This window comes from Diplocloster modestus (assembly GCF_019042245.1).
Classification (GTDB): domain Bacteria; phylum Bacillota; class Clostridia; order Lachnospirales; family Lachnospiraceae; genus Diplocloster; species Diplocloster modestus.
On record NZ_JAHQCX010000024.1, the window covers coordinates 48210 to 71715 of the forward strand.

The window sequence follows — 23506 nt, forward strand, 5'->3', positions numbered from 1 at the left end:
AACCTTGGGACAGAATCAATTTGGACATCGAGTTGGACATGTCCCTTTCTGAAATGGACATGTCCCCTTTTGACTACCGTTTGTATTTTCTGCGTTTTTGCCTCCGGCGCTTCTCCCTTAGGATACGCACCCGGATAACTGCCGCTGCAAACAGAGCTGCGGCTATTCCCAGAATCACTCCGATCACAATAAAAAACGTGTGCAGCGGATGAGATTTTTTCTCCTCCTGGCTTCCTTTTTTATCTAAATTTTTTTCTGCAGCTTCACTTTTTGATTCCCCGTTTTTTGAGGTTTCATCGGCGGCGTTTTCACCTGCGGCCTGATTCTCCCCGCTTACGGCTGCGTGAACCGGGAAAATATATTTTTCTTCCGTCACATCCACCACGACTTTTGCCGAGCCGACGGGGTAGCCCCCATAGTAATATTTTACCGTTCCCGCGTCTTCCCCATTGCCTGACATCTGATAATCAGATGTGGTATCCGCAAAATCAGCGGATTTGGGCAGCACCACATAGTCGGAGGGATCCAGCTTTAGGAATGGGGCCGCGTCCTTTAATTGATCCGGAAAAAGACCGGGATCCTGTCCTGTGAGATACCGGGTATCCTTCTCCGCCACATCAACTCTTTGAAACTGATCAAACCCGTAGTCCAGCAGCGCTTTTGTATCCAAAAACTGGTTCGGGCTGGTCTCATTCAAAGTGACGCAAATCAGCTCGATTCCATTGCGCCTGGCGAACGTAACCAGGGTCTGGTTGGCCCGCAGCGTATAACCGGTCTTGCCGCCAATACAGCCGGGATATTCATAGTCTCCGCCCGGCAGCATCTTGTGGTGATTTTTCATATACCTGGGTTCCCCGCAATACGCATCCGGTTCAATGGTATACCGGACCGTGCGCACAATCTTACGGAACTCTTCATTTTTCAGCGCTTCCCTGGATATCAGTGCCATATCGTAAGCAGTCGTATAATGATCATCGTTGTGCAGCCCGTTGGCGTTTACAAAGTGGGTGTCCAGGCATCCCAGTTCCCGGGCTCTTTGATTCATCATCTCTGCGAAGGAAGGCAGATCACCCGACACGTGCTCCGCAATGCCGTATGCCGCTTCATTTCCTGAATTTAACATCATGCCGTACATGGTCTTTTCCATGGAGAGCTGGTCTCCCTCATCGATATCACCGATAATCGAGCAGCCCGGATCAATGTCATATACGGAATTATGGGAGAAAGTAATCATCTCATCCATGGAACAGTTTTCCAAAGCCAGAAGTGCCGTCATAATCTTGGTAATACTGGCCGGATAATGCCGCTCATAGCTGTTCTTCTCGTACAGAACTGTTCCGGTACCCGCTTCCATGAGTATCGCGGCATCTCCCATGAGCTGGGGAGCCTGCGGCCAGTCGTCGGGAATCCCCGCCCCCTCCTCTGCCAGGGCCGGCCCGGCGCTATTTAATAAAATGCCAAACGCCAGTATCCCTGACATCAGCACTTTGCATGTTTTATGTATCATAATATCCCTTTCCTGATGATACCTAACAGCAGCCCCTCATCTATCCCCGCTTTCCACTGTCTTTTTCGATCTATGTATATTTACACACTTCTTTATTTTTCGTATTTCATTTTTCGTATTTCATTTTTCGCGTTTCATTTTTCGTATTTCAATTTCGCATTTTTTCGCGTTTCGTTTTACGCGTTTCATCATTCACATTTTTCATGTAGATCTGCAGACTCATTCTGCCTGCTGGTCTTAAGACAAATTTTATTATATTACAAATCCTTCCAGTCAACAAGGGAAAGTGATCTTAAAATATCTTCAGAAATTGACAATTTCTTCCAGCCCCTTCTATATTAAATACTTTTTCTATTCTGAAACACTGCAAAGTGGTACCCTCTGCCATATTTACTGACCAGAGGGTCCAGGCTTTGCCGGGCAACGGATCTTACCGATACCGGTCAAGGACCCCGAAACTGCCGGTTATTGGGTCCTGAAAAAGCTGGATCTTAGGCGGAACATACGTAAAAACGATAAAAGCCAGCAGCCAGGCCAGCAAGACTACCAAACTCAGTGTCACATATCCCTCATGTTCCCTCTCATCCCGGAAAAGGTTCCAGCTTAAGCGGCAGGCTACGATGACGCCGGCCAGAAACGTCAGGATATCCAGTATCAGATAATTGGTGCCCAAGATTCCTGTGTACGTATAAAACAATATCAGAATCGTACCGATTCCCGCGCTGGCTCCTGCGGCTTTTCCAAACCAGTACCTGGGATAATTTTTTCCGACCCTGTAGTACTCAAACACAGCATAAACCAAAAAGGGCAGATAGAGCATTTTCAAATGTTCCCAGGTAGATTCATTTACGGGCGCGGCCGCAGCCACGATCACTGAATTACCGCTCCATTGATAGACAAAATGCAGCAGAGTTCCCACTGCCACCACAAACAGGAATCCGCATACTTCATAAATAACCGCTGTTCTTCTCAGCAAACTGCCTCCTCCTTTTCTTTCCTATTCTCACACTACACAGCCCTGCCATACCGGCGGCTGATCTGCCGTAAATAACTAAAGTTTCTCCCCATTGCTCTCAATCACCTGCCGGTACCAGTTGAACGAACGCTTCCGGGATCTCTTAAGAGAGCCGTTCCCTTCATTATCCTTATCCACGTAGATAAACCCATACCGTTTCTTCATCTCACCCGTTCCGAATGAAATGACATCGATACATCCCCAGGCTGTGTATCCCATGACATTTACTCCGTCCAGCTCCACGGCTTTCTTCATCTCCTGAATATGGGCTTTGAGATACTGTATCCGGTAGTCATCCTGAATAAACCCATCCTCGTCCGGCACATCTTCCGCGCCAAAGCCGTTCTCCACAATGAACAATGGTTTCTGATACCGCTCATAGAGAATATTCAGCGCATAGCGAAGTCCTACGGGATCGATCTGCCACCCCCATTCTGATGCTTTCACGTACGGATTTCTCACACTTCCGGCAAATCCGCTGTCTGTCTCGTCCGGCAGCTGTACACCTGCTTTCACCGCCGCGGACATATAGTAGCTGAAACCAATGTAATCTACTGTCCCCTGCTTCAGAATCTCTTCGTCACCCGGCTCTATCCGGATCTGATATCCTTTCTGTTCCCACATTTTCTTCAAATATTCCGGGTAGTATCCCCTTACGAATACATCCCCGAACGCAAATCTCTCGTGCATCACTTCCACCGAGCGCATCACATCGGCCGGATTACAGGAATAGGGATAAACCGGAACTACGGCCAGCATGCAGCCGATCTGAAAATCCGGATTTATCTCATGGCCAAGCTTCACCACTTTCGCGCTGGCCACCAGTTCATGATGAACCGCCTGCCACATTGTCTGTATTTTATTTTCATCCTCCTGATAGAGTACACCGGAACAAGTAAATCCAAAGACCGGAGTTTCCACCGCGGTCTGATTGTTGATCTCGTTGAAAGTCATCCAGTATTTCACTTTATCTTTATAACGCCGCATGACAGTTTCACTGAATTTTACAAAACTATCGATCAGCTTCCGGCTTCGGAAACCGCCGTATTTTTTGGCCAGATGGTACGGCATTTCAAAGTGACTCAAGGTGACTACCGGTTCGATTCCCTTATCGTGCAGTTCATCAAAAAGCTCGTCATAAAACTGCAGTCCGGCTTCATTGGGGCTGTCTTCTTCCCCCGTCGGATAGATTCTCGTCCAGGCAATGGAGGTCCGAAAGCAGCGGAATCCCATCTCCGCGAACAAAGCGATATCCTCACGGAAATGATGATAAAAATCAATTCCATCGTGGTTAGGATAGTATTCTGTATCCAGAACTCCGTCGGTGATCCGCCTGGGGACTTTATGCGCCCCCGCTGTCATCACATCCGCGATGCTGACACCCTTACCGCCCTCCTGCCAGGCGCCTTCCAGCTGATGGGCCGCTACGGCGCCTCCCCACAGAAAATTCTCCGGCAGACTCATACCCGTTCTCCCTCCATATTCCGATACCAGTCGATCCACTCTTCTGCCATCATTTTCGTCATCTCAGCGCTCATCATCTGATCCTCCGCGTGGATCAGCACAAGGCCTACCGGAACAGGTTCCCCGGAGCATTCCCTTCTGATCAGTTCTGCATGCACGTGATGGCCCTGCGCGAAGCTCTTGTCCCCCTCCTGAATCCGCAGGCCGGCCTGTTCAAAATTTTTCTGTTTGGCTTCCTGGATCGCTTCCATATAACAGGATTTGGCATCCCCCGCAAAGGATATGATCTGAAAGCAGATGGTTTCCATTTCTTCGTTCACTTATATCGTCTCCTTCATCAGTTTCCTTGCCGCCTTTAGTACATGATCCCCCTTCACCATACCATAATCCATCGGGGAAATGGCGTCCACCGGGATATCCGGGAATGCTTTTTGTACCTTGGATAACTGAAAACGCACCTGGGGGCCCAGCAATATGACATCTGCCCCGGCTGCCGCGTTCAGATCTGAAACCGGACAGGCTTCAATTGTACAATCGTATTCCTGTGCCTCGGCCGCTTCTCTCATTTTACTGACCAGCATACTGGTCGACATACCTGCGTTACACATTAATATAATCTTTTTCATTGCAACCGCTCCATTCTCTGTTTATTTCTATCCTTTTCGTTGTTTTTTCAATTCTATTTATTGTTTTTTGCTTCTATAATTATTGTTCTTCCGATTCTATTGGTGGTTATCCATACTATTTATATTCATCTATTTTATCTAATACAATCTGCCGCCTATATTTTGTTGCTAATGAGTACTTACGGCTGTTGTCCAGCCGCTTACATGGGATACGGGCCTTTATCCCTGTTCTTGCGCCGCATGTTCCGACTCCAGATACTGGGTATCCTGTTTTCTCATAAATGGTAAATATACGATCACCGAAAGAACGAGGATGATCAGCTGCACCAGCGCTCCCCTCCAGCCGTTCAGAATAAATCCGGAAATCACCGGCGGCGTAGTCCAGGGCACCTGCACCGCGTTAAACGGATGCAGAAAACCAATTGCCGTGGCACCGTAGGTAATCAAAAGCGCTGCCAGCGGTACTACCAGAAATGGAATCAGCATGATCGGGTTAAATACTATCGGCAGACCGAATATAACCGGTTCGTTGATATTGAAGAATCCGGGGATGACGGATAACTTGGAGATTTCCCTCATCTGCCTGGATCTGGCTGTCAGCAATGCAGCCAGCAAAAGTCCCAGCGTAATCCCGGTGCCTCCGAATTTCACAAAGTTATCGATCACCTGCGGCGTCATAATCTTAGCCCCGTTCTCCACCACCAGGGCGGTCCCGGAATCCACCAACGCCTGATTAGCCAGGGCGTTGGCCGTCAGGATCGGCGCCATAACACCCATCACGATATTCGGTCCATGCAGGCCGGCCCAGAACAGAAGAGAGATCAGCAGCACTATCACGATACCTCCCGCAAGAGTATCACTCAAATTCTGCATCGGCACCTGGAAGAGTTCAAAGATCAGCTCGGTTAATGACAGACCTGCCAATGCCATACAGATCTGATAAACGATCATGGACAGCAGGATGATCACAAAGCCCGGGATCAGTGTGGTAAATGCATTGGCCACCCCTTCCGGTACTCCGGCCGGCATCTTAATGGTAATTTTCCTCTTTACAAAAAAGCAGAAAATCTTGCTGGCCAGCAGCCCCACAATAATCGCCGCAATCACTCCATTTCCGCCGGTCCAGCCCCGGGGAATCACGCTGCCTACTACCTCGCCGCCCTCGGTCACGACAGAAGACGCAGAGACGATCAAAAAGGAAACCAGGGATAAGATACCGCTGGATATCCCGTCACACCCCTCATTTTTTGCGTAGGCATAACCGATCCCGATGGCTATAATAATCGCCAGTATATCAAAGGTACAGGCCGAAACCTGATTCAGCCCCACATTCCACTGCGCACCAAAGGTCTTCTCCATGAATCCCGCATAGTTGGAAAACGGCAGGTTGGCGATTAATAAAAACAGGGATCCGATCAGCGTGATCGGCATGGTCAAAACAAATCCATCCTTCAAAGCCGTTATCGATTTTGTACTGGCCGCCTGCATAAACTTATCCAGCAGCTTATCAAAAAAATCCTTCATAATGTTCTCCTTTACTAAATTCTGGCTTAGTTTCTGTTCCTTTCCATTGTTTTATACATTGCCCGTTATGTTTGTTTTCATTTAAAAAGCTTTGCCGCGAAATATTGAATAAAAAAGAGCCGGAACGCTCCGGCCCTTTCTAACTGATATCCGATTAAGTTTACCGATAGGATCGGCGGTAAATTTCCGCTGCCGCCTCTACACTCACGAATGTAGGATCACCCGCAAAGAGTCCGCCCATAGTTTCTTTTGCGTTCGCGGCCATTTGCGGGAGCTCTTCCAGCGTAATACCATAGCCGCTCATCTTCAGCTGGTCCACACCGCAGGCTTTCTGCAGGTCTGTCAGGGCTTTTACAAAATCCATTGGCTCTTTGGCGTCTTTGAATCCCAGAGCCTTCGCCATAGTGACCAGCCTCCCATCACATGATTTTGATTCTGCCATAAACGTGTAATATTCCCTGCTGATCATGATCAGCCCCGCTCCATGAGGCAGCTGGTGATGATAGGCACTCATGGCATGTTCCATGGAATGTTCGGAAATACAGCCGGAAGTGGATTCCACCATACCGGCCAGCGTATTGGCCAGCGCCACATCTGCTCTCGCATCCGGATCACTGCCGTTTTCAACTGCTTTGGCCAGGCTCTGGCCGATTAGTTCTATGGCTCTTAACGCGAACAGATCACTGACCTCATTGGCGGCTTTGCTAATATAACCTTCCGTGCTGTGGAACAGCGCGTCAAACCCCTGATATGCCGTCAGATGCGGGGGGATCGACATCATCAGTTCCGGATCAACGACAGCCAGAACCGGAAAAGTGCCATCGCAGCCAAATCCGATCTTCTCCTGCCCATTCGTCACCACAGCAAACGGATCCGCTTCTGTCCCTGTGCCGGCCGTTGTCGTGATGGCCACGATAGGCAGCGGCTTCACCAGCAGTTCTTTTCCTTTCCCGCTGCCGCCGGATATATAATCCCAGTAATCCCCGTCATTTGCGGCCATTACAGCGACCGCCTTCGCGGAATCGATACTGCTGCCGCCTCCCAGGCCGATGACGAAATCACAGCCGTTTTCCCTGGCCAGAGCCGCCCCTTCCATCACATGTTCCTTAATAGGATTCGGAAGGATCTTATCAAACAGCACATGGGATATCCCCGCCTGCTCAAGTTGCTCTTCCAGTCGGCTCAAGTATCCATATTTCTTCACTGAATTTCCGGCAGATGTTACGATAAGCGCCTTTTTTCCGGGCAGCTGCTGCTTATGCAGATTGGACAGCTCCCCCTTTCCAAATAGAATTCTGGTGGGTATAAAATATTGAAACTGCATTTAGACCACTCCTTTGATTTATGATTGGGAAATGTTTTTCTGTTGCTATAACGTATGAACCTTTCCTCCTCTAACATGAGTATAAAACTTAAAGTTAACTGAAAGTCAAGCTATAAATGCTTCATTTTCCTAAAATATAATACTTAATTCTTGTTTCACCGTTTAAATTCGTGTTTGCTGATTTTAGTCTTACACTTCTCGTGCTATGATGTTCTTGGTAAGTGGATTCCTCCATCAAAAGGAGGATTATTTATACCTAAGAAAAAAACATATGATCACTTGAGACCGGACCTTAGAACGGCTTACGTAGAAGGCAGGAGAACCTCGCAGGGCCCGGAACACTGTCCGAGCCGTCCTTTGGCGAGTTTGTTCCGGGTCCTGCCAATAAGAGGTTCTCCTGTCTTCGGAGTTAGCCGTTCTTAGGTCCGGTCGAAGTGATTTGCCCCCACAAGATGAGCCGCCCGGTTCCAAGGCCCCGCCGCGTTCCTCTCTTCCCGGACCTTAGTAAAAATAACTTATTTAGTTTTCGGACAGTCTCCCCTAAATTTGACCGTGAACGTCTTTCTAAAGCAGAAAAGTTCAACGGGCTTGTTCCGTTTGATTCTAAATCCAAAACATCATCTCACGCTTATTGACTTTCCCTCCCTGTTTCGCTAATATGGAAAGAAAAGAGGTGATCCCTTGGCATCGACTATCCGTGACGTTGCGGCGCTCTCCGGTTTATCCCTCGGCACCGTATCCAAATACATCAATGGCACTCCTGTCAAAGAAGCCAACCGTATCCTGATTGAGGATGCCATTGAAAAGCTCCATTTCCGGCCCAATAACATAGCAAAGGGACTGCGCAACGCGCAGACTTTCTCCATTGCCGTGCTGGTCCCCATGCTTACCTCCACCTTCTGTACCTCCATGATTTCCTCCATCGAGCAATATCTGCTGCCAAAGGGCTACAGTGTAATCGTCTGTGAATGCCACAATGACGAAGCGATGGAGCTTAAAAAAGCGGAATTCCTGCTGGACCGTCTGGTAGACGGTATCGTCCTGATCCCCTATGCCTCAGATGGACGGCAGATTCAGCTGATTCAGGCTAATCACACCCCTCTGGTCATCATTGATCAGATTATCGTCGGCTGTGAGACGGACGGCATCGTCCTGGATAACGAATTGGCAAGCTATGAGCCTGTGAGCCATCTCATTAAACTGGGACACGAAAAAATCGGTATATTGATCGGTGATGCCAAGCACTATACCACCAAAGGCCGTCTGAAAGGTTACAAAACGGCTCTGTCCGAAGCAGGCTATTCCATTCAAGATGATTATATCCAATGTGGAAATTATACGACAGAAGGCGGTTATGATGCTATGCTCCGTCTCTGCCGGCTGAAAGAGCGCCCCACCGCCGTATTTATCAGCAATTATGACATGACGATCGGCGCTTATCTGGCCATCAATTATTTGAATTTAAAGATCCCGGAGGATATTTCCGTTATCGGTTTTGATAATTTTCCGCTGGCCAACGTGGTCAATCCTCCGCTTTCTTTTGCCGAACAGCCTGTGGATCTTATGGGCCTGAATGCTGCCAAACTGCTCTTTAAACGTATCCAGGGGGATTATTCCGATTACCCTCAGGTCATCGTGCATAAGCCCGCTATATATTATAAGGAGAGTATCCGCCCACTGTAAGCGTTACTCTCCTGTGCTATCGCTGCTGTTATAACAGCAGGGTAAACCGTTCCTGCCATATCTGATTATAACCTTTGTTTGGCAATCCTCTTATTTTAATATTCCGGTGCCAGATAATAGCGTTCCTTTTTTTTCAAGGAAATCCGAACCGGTTCATTTAAACAGGGATAAATCACATCTATCTCCTGCGCAATGTCCGAGATAAAATCTGCGGTCAGGACCCGGCCATCTCTCCACGTAATATCCACCGATACGCCGCGCTCCGCCAGCAGCCTCCTCACCGAGCCATGTTCCCACTCTGCCGGGAGGGCGGGAAGCAGTTCGATCACACCCAGGTGGCTTTGCAGCAGCATATTGGCGATCCCGCTGATTCCACCCAGGTTCCCGTCGATCTGGAAGGTTTCATATTCCCCATCCCCCTCTCCCAGGGGAGGATGGAAATCAAAGAGATTCTCATACGTGGATGCCTTGAGAAGCTGCCTTAAATACTGAAGCGCATTTTCCCCATCACACAGTCTGGCATACAAATTAATCAGCCAGGCGCAGCTCCATCCGATCACGCCTCCCCCATATTCCAATCTCCGCTGGATAAAAGCCCTGCACGCGTCTACCAGCTTTGGATCATCATATTTATGAATGGTCGTACCAGGATGAAAAGCAAATAACGGCGAAAAATGCCGGTGTCCCGGATCAGCTTCCTCAAAGTCCAGAATCCATTCCTGAAGCTGTCCATATTTCCCTATCTGGTATTCCGGCAGATGCGCCAGCCGTTCCCGGACCTGAGATACGATCTCATCTTCTGTCTGCAGCTTTTCACTTGCATCGATGAAATTTTTAAACAGTTCCCTGATCAGGGCGATATCCAGCGTACTGGAATAACTGACGCTGCACGGTTGGTCCGCATCATCCAGAAACACATTTTCCGGTGAAGTGGAAGGACAGGTATGGTAACGCCCATCTTCTCCCGGTATCAGCCAATCCAGACAGAACAACGCCGCGCCTCTCATGGCCGGATAAATATGCGTTCTGAGGTACTGCACATCCTGTGTATATTTATAGTAATCGTAGATCTGGCCGCTGAGCCATACGCCTCCCATCGGCCAATACGCATACTTTGCCAGTCCGTCTACCGGATCGGTCTGCCGCCACAGATCCACGTTGTGGTTAGCCGCCCAGCCGCGGCACCGGCATTGGCTTTGGGCCGTCCGGCGCCCTGCATCGCTTAATTCTTCCACCAGCTTTACAAGCGGTTCATAACATTCCATCAGATTACACATTCCGGCCGGCCAATAATTCATTTCGATGTTGATATTGGTAGTCCAGTTACTGCTCCAAGCCGGCCTAAGACTATCGCTCCAGATCCCCTGCAGATTCGCCGGCTGTGAGCCGGTCCGGGAGCTGGACACCATCAGATATCTGCCATAGTGAAAATAAAGGCAGTACAATCCTTTGTCTTCGGCGCCATTTTTAAGGTTCTGCAGCCGTACATCCGTGGGGACTGCCTGTTCCGGTTCTCCCAAATCAAATTCTGTGTCTTTGTAAACAGAACGATAGTCTTCGATATGGCGTGTCCGTAATTCCAGATAAGTCCTGGAAAAAACCTGCCGCAGCCGCTTATCACATTTTTCCACACAGTGCTTTGCTGCCTCATCAACAGGTTTTTTGTACCCTTCATATCCATCCGCTGCCGTGAAATAAAGCTCTGCGGCAGACGCGCCTTCCACCTTAATACCGTCCTGACCAAAAGAAAGCGTCCCGCCCTGAATCCTAACCCGCAGATAACCGCAGAATGCCATTCCTGGCCCGGGATCCCCATATGTAATAGGATCTTCAATTTTGACATAGTTTGGTTCTACATGGGAAGGGGCATTTCCTGTCATGATCAGGCAGCCCTCCTCTTCGGCATTCAGAACATACCTGATCCGGCTGGACAGGGATATCCTTAGATTCAGGTTCTTTCTTACCGCGCTTGTGATCCGGACCGCCAGCACCTGGTCCGGATAAGACAGAAACATCTCATTGCGATATTCATTATCCTCCGTCTGAAAACCGGTCGTCACGACAGCGGTCTTAAGATCCAGCATACGCATATAATTTTTGTATGACTCCACATCTGAATAGGTGATTTTCAGAATGCCGAACGGCATATAAGATTCATTATAATGGCCCAGCATATCCTTTTCCAGATATTCCTGGGCCGCTTTGTAGTTTCCCCCAAAGACCAGCTCTCTCACCTGCCGGAGCCCCTCCCGGGGGACAACCTTTTCCTCTCCGGTCCCCGTGCCCGACCAGAAAGTATCCAGATTAAGAAGTACCTCCTCCGCCGGCACTTTTCCATAGACCATTGCCCCCATACTCCCATTACCCAGAGGCAACGCTTCCCGAAAGGATTCTGCCGGCTGCCGGTACCATAATTTTGTATTCATCTTTACCTCCATACGTTTTTCCATTTCCTATTCTTTTACCGCGCCGGAAGTGATACCATTTACAATGAATCTCTGTGCGAACACAAATATCAGGATCGTCGGTATCGAGATCAGTACCAATGCGGCATTATAGCGCCCAAGGCTCTGGGGAGACATCCCGTAGGCTCCTTTAAATGCGTTTACTGCTACCGTAGTGGTGTAAGCCTCATCCTTTGTGAGGAACATAAGCGGAAAGAGGAAGTCCTGAAAGGACCACATGACCTGCAGTACCGCCAGATTCACGATTGCAGGCTTTGACAGCGGAAAATAAATGCTGAAAAAGGTCCGCCCTATGGATGCTCCGTCCACATTTGCAGATTCCATCAGATCCTCCGGAAGCCCATCAAAGAAATTCTTCATCATCAATACCCCGAACGGGATCGTAATCAGACATTCCGACAAGATTACCGCCGTATGGGTATTATACAAATGCGAGATCTTGTAGATGTAGAACAGCGGGATAATCAGGATCGGCCCGGAGATTGCCAGGCACATGATAATCATATTATAGATTAATTTCCGGCCCGCGAACTCAATCTTGGAGAAGGCAAATCCCGCAAAAGAACAGATCGCAACCAGAAGGAAGCTGGCGCACACAGCATTGATAATAGAGTTGATAAAATATCGGTAAAAGGAAACACCATTCACCTTATTCGTCAGTACAAAGCTGTAATTGGCCAGACCGTTTACCTTAAGGGAATCTTTCAACAGGGAATAGACCGGTACAGCCCAGATCAGGGTCATAAACGCCAAAAACAGGACCATGCCCACCCGGTTGCCTTTTGATATATTGAATAAATCGCCGCCTGCCGTTTTTTCTTTGCTCTTCTTCATCTGCCCTATCCTTCCTTTCCGGTAGCCTTAAGCTGTATAAAGGATATGATAAACGCGATCACCAATACGATGACCGACGCTGCGCATACCAGCCCGATATTGGATCCTGCCGAGCGGGAAGCCCGGTATATATAGGTTCCTATGATCTCTGTGGTTCCCCCTGGTCCGCCGTCCGTCATCAGGAAAACCCGTTCCATTTCCCGGAAACCTCCCAGGAGCATCGACAGGATAATGGTCCTGTGGGTGTTTTTCAGCATAGGATAAATGACCAGCAAAAGCTGATGTCTCATCTTAGCCCCGTCCATGGTGGCCGCTTCCAGCACACTGTCACTGATCGTGGTCAAATCCGACGTATAATACATAATCGGGATTCCGATCAGAAAAACAGAAACTGAACAAACCGACCAAATCGCCAGCCGCGGATCCGCAAGCCATCTCTGAGCCAGCGCCCCCAGCCCAGCCCCCCGCAGCAGCTGGTTTACGATTCCGTTCTTATATTCCAGCATGGAGCCAAACACCGCAGCCATAAGTGCGATCGGCAGCATCGACGGTATAAAGAACAATGCGTGAAAGAATCTTTTTCCTTTCAGCTTAAAATTTAATATCACGGCTACCAGAAACCCCAGGGTTAACCCGCAGAAAATATTAGCAGCCGACAGCAGAAACGTGTTCAGAAGAGAACGCCAGAATCCTTTATCGACCATAATTGTTCTATAATTTGACAATCCCACGAATTCAGAATGTTTGAACGAAATCGTCACATTCTGAAAACTGTTGGTTATCAAAAAGTAGAAACTATACCCCAGCAGACCGATAAAGATTACGATCAGCGGCATCAAGAACAGAAATCCTGCCTTGTTATTTCTATGTACGATCCTTCCGGACCTGCTTTTTCCCGCCATCCGCCTATCACCTCATTTAGTTGGCCGTCCCCGCGGCTGCCTGGTACCGGCAGCCGCGGGAAGGAACATATTCTATAAATATTTAAACCCTAAACATGAATCCTTAGACAATCAATACTTCCCGCTGGTCCACTCTTTCTGAAGATCCTTGCATACATCCTCCGCAGACTTCGTACCGTTCATAACACTTTGTACGCCGGCTCCCTCTACGTCCGAATAACCGGATACATTATTTCTGTCCGCACTTGCGGTATTGATCAGATCCACGATGGTATTCCAGCCGTCTTTCGCGGCATCGGAGGCAAATAACGATTCATCAACCGTAAAATCTTTCTTTGCCGATGTTCCGGTCAGCTGTTTTCCAAAAATATCGGCTCCCGCTCCTACCGTTACATATGCTACGAATTTTGCAGCCGCTTCCTTTTTCTCCGAATAGTCTACTACGCCGATACCGGAATCAATATACGAACGAACCGTCGCTTTTCCGCCTTGCTCGGCAACCGGCAGTGCCATAGCCCCTACGTCTTCCAGGTCAATCCCATTCTTTTCCCTCAGTGACTTTGACAGCAGAGGTGCCTCCCAGGAACCCATGTAATACACAAGCGCATTCCCATTTGTGAATTCTTCTGTGGCGCTGGCGTAATCCAGATCCAGAATGTCGGCGGAGAATACTCCCTCGTCAAAATATTTCTTCAGGCCGTTCATAGCCTGAATGAATTCGGGGCTGTCTACGGGAGCGCTGTCATATCTCCATTTATTATAATAATCGCCCTGCTGCCCTAAAACAGTCAGCATCATCTCATCCATTACCCAGGCATCCTTACCGGCGAATACTCCGGCCAGCTTATCCGGATATTTTGCTTTTAATTTTTCGGCAACCGCTTTGTATTCTTGAAGCGTCGTCGGGACCTGGGCACCGATCTCATTCAGCAGCGCCACATTATAAAAGCCGATCATCGAGCCGGAATTCGTCAGAACCAGAAGTTTGGTCTTGCCGTCTGTCAGCTGATTGCCCTGTTCCAGGCATTTTTCTGAATATTTGGACTTCCAGTCATCCCCTGCGGCAGCCGGCATCAGCTCATCCAGATCTGCCAGGTAATCCTGGACCTCCTCGGCAAATGCGGAGGGCTGCACACCGATGATATCAATATCCTCTTCCGTGCTCAGCGCCAGCGGAACCTTCTCCTGAAACGCCTTGCTTTCCATTACCGTCATGTTGATCTTGATATCCGGATTCTCCTTCTCAAATGCCTTGATCGTCTCATCGATCTGGTCCGTGCTTGGGAACCAGGTCCAATAATTCAAAGTAACCGGTTCTTTGTCCTTCGTATCCACCTGATCTGTGGCGGCAGGCGCTGCGGTCTGCGTTTGGGCAGGCTTCTGTGTATCGTCCCCGCTCGTATTCTCCGCCTTCTTATTCCCGCATCCCGTCATTATCCCGGCAGCCATGACCGCTGCTAAAAAAACCGCCAATACTTTTCTAATTTTCATAATTTTTCCTCTCTTTCTTTGCAATGAAAACCACCTTTTAAGAACAAATCACCTTCAAGCCCATATGGGAAATTTCTCGCGCCGGGGACCAGAGGCAAAAGTTGAACCGGTTCATTTTTTTCGAATTCTACCTCTCTTATTTGATACGTCACGAAACATTTCTACGTTTAATATATCAAATCCCACCATTCATGTCAATTGTTTTTATCTAATTTATATATTTTCTCTTAATTGTTTTACCTTTTTATAATCAATTTTCACAAAACCCGCAGAAAGCAGAAAGGCTGGCAGTCGGCAGTATTTTCAACACCCAGCCTTCCCTTTTTCAAATTATTATTTTAAAAATCCGTTTCTATAAGCAGTTATTACCACTTGTGAAGTGTGTTTGTCTACGGTTCAGCAAAACACTAATTCGCAAATACCTGTACTTCGGCCAGGCTCAAATAGTTCTTGCCCAACAATTCTACCTTCACATATTTTCCAGCCACGTTCACCGGCAGCGATATACTGGGATTCGGATAATCTGTCTGTTCCTGACTCCAGACCATCTCCTGATCCGCATTCAATATGGACACCCGATAATTGCTGAGACGGTTGGATGCGGTATCCGTCCTATTATAGATCACCACCTCGCTGAGGTTATAAGTATTACCCAGATCCACCATCCACCAGGGCTGATTATTATTATCCGTATGGGTAACGGATCCGTTCCCGTATGCTCCGTCCGTATTGCCGTCCACCGCCCGCGCAGGACCGGCCCCATAAAGGGTACTGCTCTGTGTCGCTGTCTTATGCAGCGCCACGTTCTCACGAATCCCGTTTACCTTAACTTCCGCAAGGCTTAAATTATTTTTACCGGTCAGCTGTATCTTCACATATCTCCCCAAAGCCCCCTGCGCATCCACCTTTACACTGGGCTGCGGACAGGTTGTCTGATGGCTGTTCCATACTGAGTTCTGCTGGGAATCCAGAACAGAGACCGTAAAGTCGCTTAATCTGTCACTGCAAAAGTCTGTACGGTTAAACACCTCGATCCCGCCGACACGGTAGAGACTTCCCAGGTCTACCATCCACCAGGCCTGTGCTTCATTGTCCGTATGCGTAACCGACCCATGTCCGTAATCTCCATCCGCATTACCATCTACAGCCCGCTCCGGACCTGCTCCGTAGAGTGTGCTGCTCTGTGTCGCTGTCTTATTCAGCGCAATGTTCGGCTCCTCGTAGGGATCAGGCGAAGGGGCCGGGTTCGGCCCGTCTCCTGCGGCATTTATCGTCATGTCCACAGAGCCGTTGTGGTTAATCACCACCGTATACGTCTGTCCCTGTGCGTCCCAATCCTCCGTATACTGATAATGACCTTCGTCACCCATAATCGCCAGTACCGGCTGCGCTTCCCCAGTATGGCCTTTGACCGTCACTGTGGTCGTTCGCAGTTCTGTGTCCTGAGGATTTGGCGCATAGCTGTCCCGCACCCAGTTGGCGATATTGACCTCGCCCTGTCCCCAGCTGGAGGACCAGTCACCGGTCCGCTGCCACAATTCAGTTTTATCAACCCGGTAATTATTAAGGATGATATGGAGCGAATCACTTTGTTCCTCCACGATCGCGTAGGTATGCGGCGTCATTTCCAGATCAACCTCGCTGCAGGTATTCGTATACAGCGGCAGCTCTGCCGTCTGGTTTATATCTACATTCGCGTTGCTGTTATATATAAACCAACGGCTACCCATCAATTGTGCAAAAGCTGTGCCATCATACATCTTTGGATACTTGGAGTTAAAATATGGGACTTTATCTGTAAGTACGGAAGAATTTTTCGTTACAATGTCAATCCCCGGGAATTTCTCACTGATCTCCGTTTGTGTAACTTGTTTCGGGATGATCGGAATAATGTGGTATCTTCCCGTATCATACAGCGGCATCGATTCGTCATCCGAGGACAGTCCGTTATAAAAATTGCCCAGACCGCTGATTCCCCCGTCTTTGCTCCAGTACGCCACCTTCGTACGGTCCAGGACCTCCTGCTTCGAGGGGGCCGGATGGCTCACCGTATACCGGAAAAACGGTACGATCGCTTTCGTAAACGCAGGGGTTGCCGTATCATTGGACGCAAAAGTATAGGCCGGGCACTCAAAGTTATAAACTGTACCGCCGTTTGCGTAGATGTTCATCATTTCCATCCCCAGCATAGCCTCAGGCTCGGAGCAGTAAGACCTCAGGTCTCTTCCGGATCCCTGGAAAGCCTGCCGGTAATTCTTCTCCCACCATTTCCAGGTGTCCATCGAACCGCCCCAGTTTCCGCATAAGTCAGACAGCCAGTAACCGTTTATGATGCTGTCCGTTCTGGCGTCCTCGGCAATCGGCGTATTTTTGAAAGCCAGAATTACATTATCCTTATACTGTTTGCACGCATTATAGAAAGCCGTGTTACTCATGATACTCTCCCAGCAGCTCTCCTTGTGGTCATGCCAGATAAAATAGGCTCCGTACTTCGCACACGCCTCCACATAAGCGGCGCTGTGGGTGGCCAGATCATTATTATAGATCCAGTAATTCTCAATGTTGAGCACACCTTTTAACACAGAGTAGTTTTTAAATTGTTCTTCCAGCCAGCTTACCGGTACCGTATTTCTCTCTCCTGCTGACATGATTACCAGCATTACCGGTATGTCGTGAGCCTGCGCTTCCTCCAGCATTTTTATGTACCAGGCACGCAGTTCCGGGGTATCCTTCGGAATACAGCTGGTAGGTTTACAGATCTTACCGGGATGCAGCTCGATGACTGAATAAGGCTTCACATCATCCGGTATCGCATTCCAGGCCCCGGTCAGGGTATTCCCATACCAAAGTGTATCGGTCGGATCTCCATAAACTGCTGAGATAAGAAGTGGATGACTGTTGTCAATCGTCATCCGCATTGGTACGGAAGATGCCTTTACCGACTGTGCAGGCAGTAGTGACAAGCAAACATTACATATCATAAGAGCGATCAACATTTTACTAACAAATTTTTTCATATAATTAACCTCCGTGTTTTATTTATCCTCCTATTTCTGCTGATCAATCTGGGATACATTCCTGTCTCTCCGAATATAGCTGTTCTATATCAAGTCTGGTTTATGGCTGCTTTACTTTATTATCTTTCAATATCCCCAAAAATGAACCGGTTCATTTTTATGTCCTACAACCTCCTCTCTATTCACATAGTATATTATCTCGTTTTGATCTTGTCAACTTGTTTTATAAATTTTGTATATTATTCACGGATTTTAATCCTGTTTTTAGTTAATGTTTACAATTTTTATGTGTGATACTGTCTGGTTCATGAGTCTTTCTTGTTTCCTTATTCGTTTGAGCCTTGTACACAAAGTATCTGCTATGGTTTCGCCTGAATCTCTAATCGCCTGTATTTTCGGAAAGCGGCAGGCGCCATTCATCCAGCAGTCTGTCCACGATCGCTCTCTGCGCCGCTTCGTTATAATACAGCACATCATATGCATTGCCGTCACGGCTGACTTTCTTTTCGATAAATAATCCCAGGGCAGTGCCTTTTTCCGTAATAATCTTGCGCTGGATATCATCGCATACCGTTTCCTGCACGTATCCCTCACGGATCAGCCGGTCCATGATCGTCTTATTTTTAATCTGTTTCATCACACTGGCATCGCGTTGGTCATTCATCTGCTGTACAAGCTCAGACAGCGTGCACTTTTCGGAATAATACATCTGAGAGGCGATTCTCTCACTCATCATGAACTCAGCTTTTAAGCGGCGTCCTGACTTTTTGCCGGAATCCTGACTGTTCCGTACTAAAGAGCCGTTATCATTCTCCGTCTCAACTCTCACCGTTTTTGCCGATCCACCCTTTTGGTAGCTCTCAACCGAGGGGGCTTTGCCGTTTTCTTCCTCAAAATAATAGACCTGATGCACACCCCCGCTGAACTCCCGGATAAACTCGATAAATTTCTCTCCGTAGCGTTCATATTTATTTTGTCCCACACCGGTTACGTTCAACATTTCTTCCCTGTTTAACGGTACCTTGACACACATGTCCGTCAGGGTCTTATCGGAGAAAATAATATAGGGAGGCATGCCTTCCTGGCGGGCGATCTCCAGACGTTTTTCCCGCAGTTTGTCAAACAGCTCCAATCCTTTGGAGTTCAGTATATCGGATATCCGCTGTTTTCTTCTCTTCTGCTGAGTGCTATCCGCAGCAGCCGGTTCCTCCTGCCTGGGCTTACACTTCATGGTTACTTTCAGATTTCCGTCCAGTATCTCTTTCGCATTGCCCGTTAATTTCAACAGCATATATTTATCCCGCGTCACCAGCAGAAATCCGTCCATCACCATCTGATTGATCAGATTCTTAAGTTTCGTTTCTTCCATGCCGCGGCGCAGACCGAAACTGGACAGGCCGGTAAGGCCGTAGGAGCGCAGCTTCGCCCGGTTCTCCCCCCTCAGCACACCGACGATCACATTGATGCCATAACGCTGCCGGCATTCACGGATACAGGTAATCACATCCGCAGCGATATCCGTCATATCTACTTCCTCATAATCGGTCAGGCAGTTGGAACAGTTGCCGCAGTATCCACTGCCCTCCTCCCCGAAATACCGCAGTATGTAATCTCTCAGACAGTCATTGGTAAAACAGTAATAAGTCATTTTCCGGAGCCGGATCCTGTCCTGCTCCTGCACCAGTTCCCGCTCATCCCAGGAAAGCGCCTCATTCTCCGGCTCCTGATCCATCATAAATTCATGGATCCGCACGTCTTGCCCGCTGTAGTATAAAATACACTCCGATGGCTCGCCATCCCGGCCGGCACGGCCCGCCTCCTGGTAATAGCTTTCGATATTCTTCGGCATATTATAATGGATCACATAGCGCACGTTGGATTTATCGATCCCCATCCCGAAAGCATTCGTCGCGACCATAACCGGACTGCGGTCATAGATAAAATCATCCTGGTTCTCCTGTCTTTCCCGGTCCCCAAGCCCTGCATGATATCTGGTCGCCGCCACACCGGCAGACCTTAGCCTCTCACATACCTCTTCCACATCTTTTCTGGTCAGACAGTAGATAATACCGCTTTGATCCTCGTGTCCGACGACATACTCCTGCAACGCGCCGAATTTATTTTTTGGAGTCTGTACGCCGAAAAATAGATTCTTCCGGTCAAACCCGCTGACTAAAACCGTAGGATTCCAGAGCTTTAGCATACATATAATATCGTCCCGCACTTCTTTCGTGGCGGTGGCCGTAAAAGCACCGATTACCGGTCTCACATGCAGCGTATCCACGAATCTGGATATGTTCAGATAACTGGGCCTGAAATCCTGCCCCCACTGGGATACACAGTGTGCCTCGTCCACACAGACCATGGAAATCTGTGCCTGGGAGGCAAACATCCGGAACTCTTCCGTCTCCAGGCGTTCCGGAGCCACATAGATAATCTTATACCTCCCCTGTGCCGCATACTGCATGGCCATCCGATACTGGTTCACAGTCAGGGAGCTATTCAGGTATGCCGCATGAATCCCCGCCTGGTTCAGACTGCTGACCTGATCCTTCATCAGAGAAATCAATGGCGATACCACCAGTGTAATTCCAGGAAGCATCAGGGCTGGGATCTGATAACAGATGGATTTTCCGGCGCCGGTCGGCATGATGCCCAGGGTATCCTGTCCATTTAGCAGGCTGTCAATTAACATCTCCTGCCCTTCCCGAAACTCCGTGTATCCGAAATACTGTTTTAACAGCTCGTATTTTTTTCCATACTTCGTACTTAACTGCTCCAATTGACAGCCTCCTTTGGCACCTATTCTATTTCCTATCCATGTGGGACTCTGAAAGAAAAGTGATCAGAACTATCTTGATTTGTACTGAAATACTACCATATTTCACTAAAAATTACAAGTCACGCGCTTTTCCTATTGTCACGTGCTATTCCTATCGTCACGCTTTTGGGCGCACCCTGGTAGAATAAAAACAAAGCTGTTGCTTCAGCAGCTTCACCAGCTACCAGAGCAACAGCTTCTTTCCATCAACTATCCTACTCTTCTTTTCTCCTGTAAATGCGGCAGGAAATCAGATAAGAGGCTTCAACTACCGCTATGATCAGCACCACGGCAGCAGGCAAGAACCATTTCAGCCTGTTCCATCCGTTCACCAGCACATACAACTTTTTCATCCAATCACCGGCCGATACCATCAGAATGGAAGGAACCACGAATATGGCCATTAACGCCAGCCGCCCCTTCTCCACACCCAGCCGGAATATAACCGGCAGCGCGATACTGTAAAGAATGAGTGACACTCCTGCAACCATTGCCATACTCTTCCACATGATCAGAATTTCCGTTAAGGGCTGGCGCCGGATCAACAGAAAAACCAGAGCGGCCACACATCCTAAAAAAGCGGCAATACACTCAAAAAGTATAAGCATAACATATTTTTCCATTACCGCTGTATTCGGTTTCAAGGGCATAGCCCTGGTGTATTGATGCCAGTGATAGAAATCGTCATAAGACATGGATGTGATCACGGTCATGGGAAGCAGAATAGCCAGCATACTTCCCATGACACCAGGCGAAGCGAAGCTCAACGGGATGAATACCACCAGGGCAATCATCAATTGTTTGAAATACGTTCTGATCACCATCAGATCCTTAGCCAGTAACCCGATCATATCAATCTGCCCCCTGCTTTTCAAAGATTTTACAGGATATCTGATAGGAAGCCAATACAATGAGTAGTATGATCAGCGGACTCATGTACAAAAGCAGCTTTAGCTGTGCCTCTGACGGAATGAACCGGGTCAGTTTATCCCTCAGGCTCACTAGCAGATAGATGGATGCGGTAAATATACCGATCAGGCCGATCATAATAAATCTGCCCTTTTCCACACCAAATTTGTAAAGCAGAGGCAGTACAAAGCTATAAAGCAAGATGGCGATTCCTACCGATCCCAGAGCGCCTCCCCAGATCACCGGCAATTTTTCCGCAGCAATATTCTGGACAATACTCATCACCGAACCGACAACCGCAGCCACTGCCGACATGGCAAAGGAAAGCAGCACCAACAGGATATACTTGGATTTTACAATGGTACGGGAACCCATGGGTAAGGCTTTCGCATAGCGGTTCCAGTGATAATAATCGTCATAGGACATCGTATTGATCACGGCCATGGGACTCATGACTGCCATAACGCTGCTTAAGACTTCCGGTGTTTTCAGAAAGCAGACGATAAAAATCACATACATAATACCGAAAGATTTGAAATAGGATCTCAGACTGTAAAAATCTTTTAATAACAGGGCACTCATAATCTCACACCTTTCACATAGAATAAAATTATATTTTCAATATCCGCCTGATCGATTACCAGATCCCGGTAAATTCTCGCGATCTCTTTTCGCTGGCTGGTCAGCACCTCATACCCGAACTGGTTCTTCCGATAAGAAATGCAGAGCTTAGGATCCAGTTTCCGGAACTGCTCCTCACTGCAGCGTATAATGCCGTATTCATAGAGTAACTCATCTTTGTTTTTCTGAAACAGGATTTTGCCGCCGTGAATGAAGATAATATAATCCGCGATCTTCTCCAGATCGCTGATAATATGGGAAGAAACCAGGATGGTATGTTCTTCGTCCTGTATAAAGTCCAGGAACAGCTCCAGGATTTCGTCCCGCACGATCGGATCCAGCCCGCTGGTGGCCTCATCCAGAATCAGCAGTTTAGCCTTATGGGACATGGCCACCGCGATGGATAACTTCATTTTCATACCCCGGGAGTAATCCTTGATCTTCTTTTGTGCCGGCAGTTGAAAACGCCGCAGATACTCCTCAAAATCCCTTGGCTGCCAGTCCCTATAAATCTTTGACATTACTTTACCGATCTCTGGTGCGGTCAGCTGCTCGTGGAAGCAGCTCTCATCAAACACAACCCCGATCTGCTCTTTTATCTCCCGTTCCTTATCCACATGATCCTGGCCGAACACCTGAATCTTACCGCTGTCCACGGAAATCAGATTTAGAATTGCTTTGATGGTGGTCGTTTTCCCTGCACCATTTTCCCCTACAAACCCTACCACACTGCCCTTTGGTACATTCATTGACACATGATCCAGTTTAAAATTATCATAATCCTTGCACACATTTTGTAGTTCAATCGCATAGTCCATACTGGTTTCCTCCATTTATACATTTTCGTATGATCACATTAATAAGGCATTCCATTTCATGGCCAATCATCCGCCTGATTATTCACTATCATCCTTCGTCTTTATATAACATTGTTAAAATATCCTGCAGCTCCTGCAGTTCGATATGGCTGATTCTCGCTGCTTCCACCGCATTCTGCAGATTTTCTTCGATCCTGCGTAAATGCTCTTCCTTCACCAGTTCCATATTGGCATCCGCTACAAAACTGCCCTTACCTACCACGGAATAGATATATCCGTCACGCTCCAGATCTTCGTAGGCCCTTTTTGTGGTAATAACACTGATTCGGAGCTCTTTCGCCAGGAGTCTCATAGACGGAAGCGCTTCCCCCGGCTTCAATTCCCCAGCCACGATCATATTCTTGATCTGTGATGTGATCTGTTCATATATGGGCTTTCCGCTGGAATTGCTGATTATTATATTCACTCGCTCACCTCTTATCAGA

18 protein-coding genes are annotated in these 23506 nt (G+C 48.1%); 1 reads left to right on the top strand and 17 read right to left on the bottom strand.

Features of this window, described 5'->3' with window-relative positions; all coding sequences use genetic code 11:
• Positions 1-73 precede the first annotated feature (73 nt).
• From KTH90_RS22845 to KTH90_RS22875, 7 genes are all read right to left on the bottom strand, one after another.
• Positions 74-1507: a D-alanyl-D-alanine carboxypeptidase family protein gene (locus KTH90_RS22845; RefSeq protein WP_158352290.1), complete on the bottom strand. Its 1434-nt coding sequence runs from the start codon at positions 1505-1507 to the stop codon at positions 74-76.
• A gap of 430 nt (positions 1508-1937) precedes the next feature.
• Positions 1938-2483 carry a DUF6512 family protein gene (locus KTH90_RS22850; RefSeq protein WP_158352291.1) on the bottom strand — a complete coding sequence of 182 codons (546 nt, stop codon included), beginning with the start codon at positions 2481-2483 and terminating at the stop codon, positions 1938-1940.
• Positions 2484-2558: 75 nt separating this feature from the next.
• Positions 2559-3986: a 6-phospho-beta-glucosidase gene (locus tag KTH90_RS22855; RefSeq protein WP_158352292.1), complete on the bottom strand. Its 1428-nt coding sequence runs from the start codon at positions 3984-3986 to the stop codon at positions 2559-2561.
• Positions 3983-4306 carry a PTS lactose/cellobiose transporter subunit IIA gene (locus KTH90_RS22860; RefSeq protein ID WP_330656169.1) on the bottom strand — a complete coding sequence of 108 codons (324 nt, stop codon included), beginning with the start codon at positions 4304-4306 and terminating at the stop codon, positions 3983-3985. The genes KTH90_RS22855 and KTH90_RS22860 overlap by 4 nt, the downstream gene beginning before the upstream one ends.
• Positions 4307-4612, bottom strand: a complete 306-nt coding sequence (locus KTH90_RS22865; RefSeq protein ID WP_158352293.1) for a PTS sugar transporter subunit IIB — start codon at positions 4610-4612, stop codon at positions 4307-4309. It lies immediately after the preceding gene.
• Positions 4613-4831: 219 nt separating this feature from the next.
• The gene (locus KTH90_RS22870) at positions 4832-6136 is read right to left on the bottom strand and encodes a PTS sugar transporter subunit IIC (protein ID WP_238727520.1); all 1305 of its coding nucleotides are present in this window, start codon (positions 6134-6136) and stop codon (positions 4832-4834) included.
• A gap of 160 nt (positions 6137-6296) precedes the next feature.
• Positions 6297-7460, bottom strand: a complete 1164-nt coding sequence (locus tag KTH90_RS22875; protein ID WP_158352295.1) for an iron-containing alcohol dehydrogenase — start codon at positions 7458-7460, stop codon at positions 6297-6299.
• A 681-nt stretch (positions 7461-8141) separates the two neighbouring features.
• Between KTH90_RS22875 and KTH90_RS22880 the strand changes: the two genes are divergently transcribed.
• Entirely contained in the window at positions 8142-9143 is a 1002-nt protein-coding gene (locus KTH90_RS22880; protein ID WP_158352296.1) for a LacI family DNA-binding transcriptional regulator, read from the top strand.
• 95 nt (positions 9144-9238) lie between these two features.
• Here KTH90_RS22880 and KTH90_RS22885 read toward each other — a convergent pair whose 3' ends face one another.
• The 10 genes from KTH90_RS22885 to KTH90_RS22930 all read right to left on the bottom strand — a co-directional run bounded on the left by KTH90_RS22885 (position 9239) and on the right by KTH90_RS22930 (position 23487).
• Positions 9239-11569, bottom strand: a complete 2331-nt coding sequence (locus KTH90_RS22885; protein WP_238727521.1) for a glycoside hydrolase family 95 protein — start codon at positions 11567-11569, stop codon at positions 9239-9241.
• A 27-nt stretch (positions 11570-11596) separates the two neighbouring features.
• Positions 11597-12442 (bottom strand): carbohydrate ABC transporter permease, encoded by an 846-nt coding sequence (locus KTH90_RS22890; RefSeq protein WP_158352298.1) that lies wholly within the window; start codon positions 12440-12442, stop codon positions 11597-11599.
• 5 nt (positions 12443-12447) lie between these two features.
• On the bottom strand, positions 12448-13344 hold the full coding sequence (locus tag KTH90_RS22895) for a carbohydrate ABC transporter permease (RefSeq protein ID WP_238727522.1): 897 nt from the start codon (positions 13342-13344) through the stop codon (positions 12448-12450).
• 111 nt (positions 13345-13455) lie between these two features.
• Positions 13456-14835: an ABC transporter substrate-binding protein gene (locus tag KTH90_RS22900; protein WP_158352300.1), complete on the bottom strand. Its 1380-nt coding sequence runs from the start codon at positions 14833-14835 to the stop codon at positions 13456-13458.
• 407 nt (positions 14836-15242) lie between these two features.
• The gene (locus KTH90_RS22905) at positions 15243-17852 is read right to left on the bottom strand and encodes a glycoside hydrolase family 98 domain-containing protein (protein ID WP_238727523.1); all 2610 of its coding nucleotides are present in this window, start codon (positions 17850-17852) and stop codon (positions 15243-15245) included.
• Between the two features lie 379 nt (positions 17853-18231).
• Positions 18232-20634, bottom strand: a complete 2403-nt coding sequence (recQ, locus tag KTH90_RS22910) for a DNA helicase RecQ (protein ID WP_238727524.1) — start codon at positions 20632-20634, stop codon at positions 18232-18234.
• A gap of 254 nt (positions 20635-20888) precedes the next feature.
• A complete protein-coding gene (locus KTH90_RS22915) occupies positions 20889-21524 on the bottom strand; it encodes an ABC-2 transporter permease (protein WP_158352302.1) in 636 nt (211 codons plus the stop codon).
• A gap of 1 nt (position 21525) precedes the next feature.
• On the bottom strand, positions 21526-22164 hold the full coding sequence (locus KTH90_RS22920) for an ABC-2 transporter permease (protein ID WP_158352303.1): 639 nt from the start codon (positions 22162-22164) through the stop codon (positions 21526-21528).
• Positions 22161-23021, bottom strand: coding sequence for an ABC transporter ATP-binding protein (locus KTH90_RS22925; RefSeq protein WP_158352304.1), 861 nt, complete (start codon positions 23019-23021; stop codon positions 22161-22163). The genes KTH90_RS22920 and KTH90_RS22925 overlap by 4 nt, the downstream gene beginning before the upstream one ends.
• Before the next feature lie 88 nt (positions 23022-23109).
• The gene (locus KTH90_RS22930; RefSeq protein WP_158352305.1) at positions 23110-23487 is read right to left on the bottom strand and encodes a GntR family transcriptional regulator; all 378 of its coding nucleotides are present in this window, start codon (positions 23485-23487) and stop codon (positions 23110-23112) included.
• Between the last annotated feature and the right edge of the window lie 19 nt (positions 23488-23506).

Coding starts and splice junctions, on each gene's coding strand:
- KTH90_RS22915 (WP_158352302.1), bottom strand. CDS start 21,524: ATGATCGGGTTACTGGCTAAGGATCTGATGGTGATCAGAACGTATTTC.
- KTH90_RS22920 (WP_158352303.1), bottom strand. CDS start 22,164: ATGAGTGCCCTGTTATTAAAAGATTTTTACAGTCTGAGATCCTATTTC.
- KTH90_RS22900 (WP_158352300.1), bottom strand. CDS start 14,835: ATGAAAATTAGAAAAGTATTGGCGGTTTTTTTAGCAGCGGTCATGGCT.
- KTH90_RS22875 (WP_158352295.1), bottom strand. CDS start 7,460: ATGCAGTTTCAATATTTTATACCCACCAGAATTCTATTTGGAAAGGGG.
- KTH90_RS22905 (WP_238727523.1), bottom strand. CDS start 17,852: ATGAAAAAATTTGTTAGTAAAATGTTGATCGCTCTTATGATATGTAAT.
- KTH90_RS22865 (WP_158352293.1), bottom strand. CDS start 4,612: ATGAAAAAGATTATATTAATGTGTAACGCAGGTATGTCGACCAGTATG.
- KTH90_RS22845 (WP_158352290.1), bottom strand. CDS start 1,507: ATGATACATAAAACATGCAAAGTGCTGATGTCAGGGATACTGGCGTTT.
- KTH90_RS22925 (WP_158352304.1), bottom strand. CDS start 23,021: ATGGACTATGCGATTGAACTACAAAATGTGTGCAAGGATTATGATAAT.
- KTH90_RS22890 (WP_158352298.1), bottom strand. CDS start 12,442: ATGAAGAAGAGCAAAGAAAAAACGGCAGGCGGCGATTTATTCAATATA.
- KTH90_RS22855 (WP_158352292.1), bottom strand. CDS start 3,986: ATGAGTCTGCCGGAGAATTTTCTGTGGGGAGGCGCCGTAGCGGCCCAT.
- KTH90_RS22895 (WP_238727522.1), bottom strand. CDS start 13,344: ATGGCGGGAAAAAGCAGGTCCGGAAGGATCGTACATAGAAATAACAAG.
- KTH90_RS22870 (WP_238727520.1), bottom strand. CDS start 6,136: ATGAAGGATTTTTTTGATAAGCTGCTGGATAAGTTTATGCAGGCGGCC.
- KTH90_RS22885 (WP_238727521.1), bottom strand. CDS start 11,569: ATGAATACAAAATTATGGTACCGGCAGCCGGCAGAATCCTTTCGGGAA.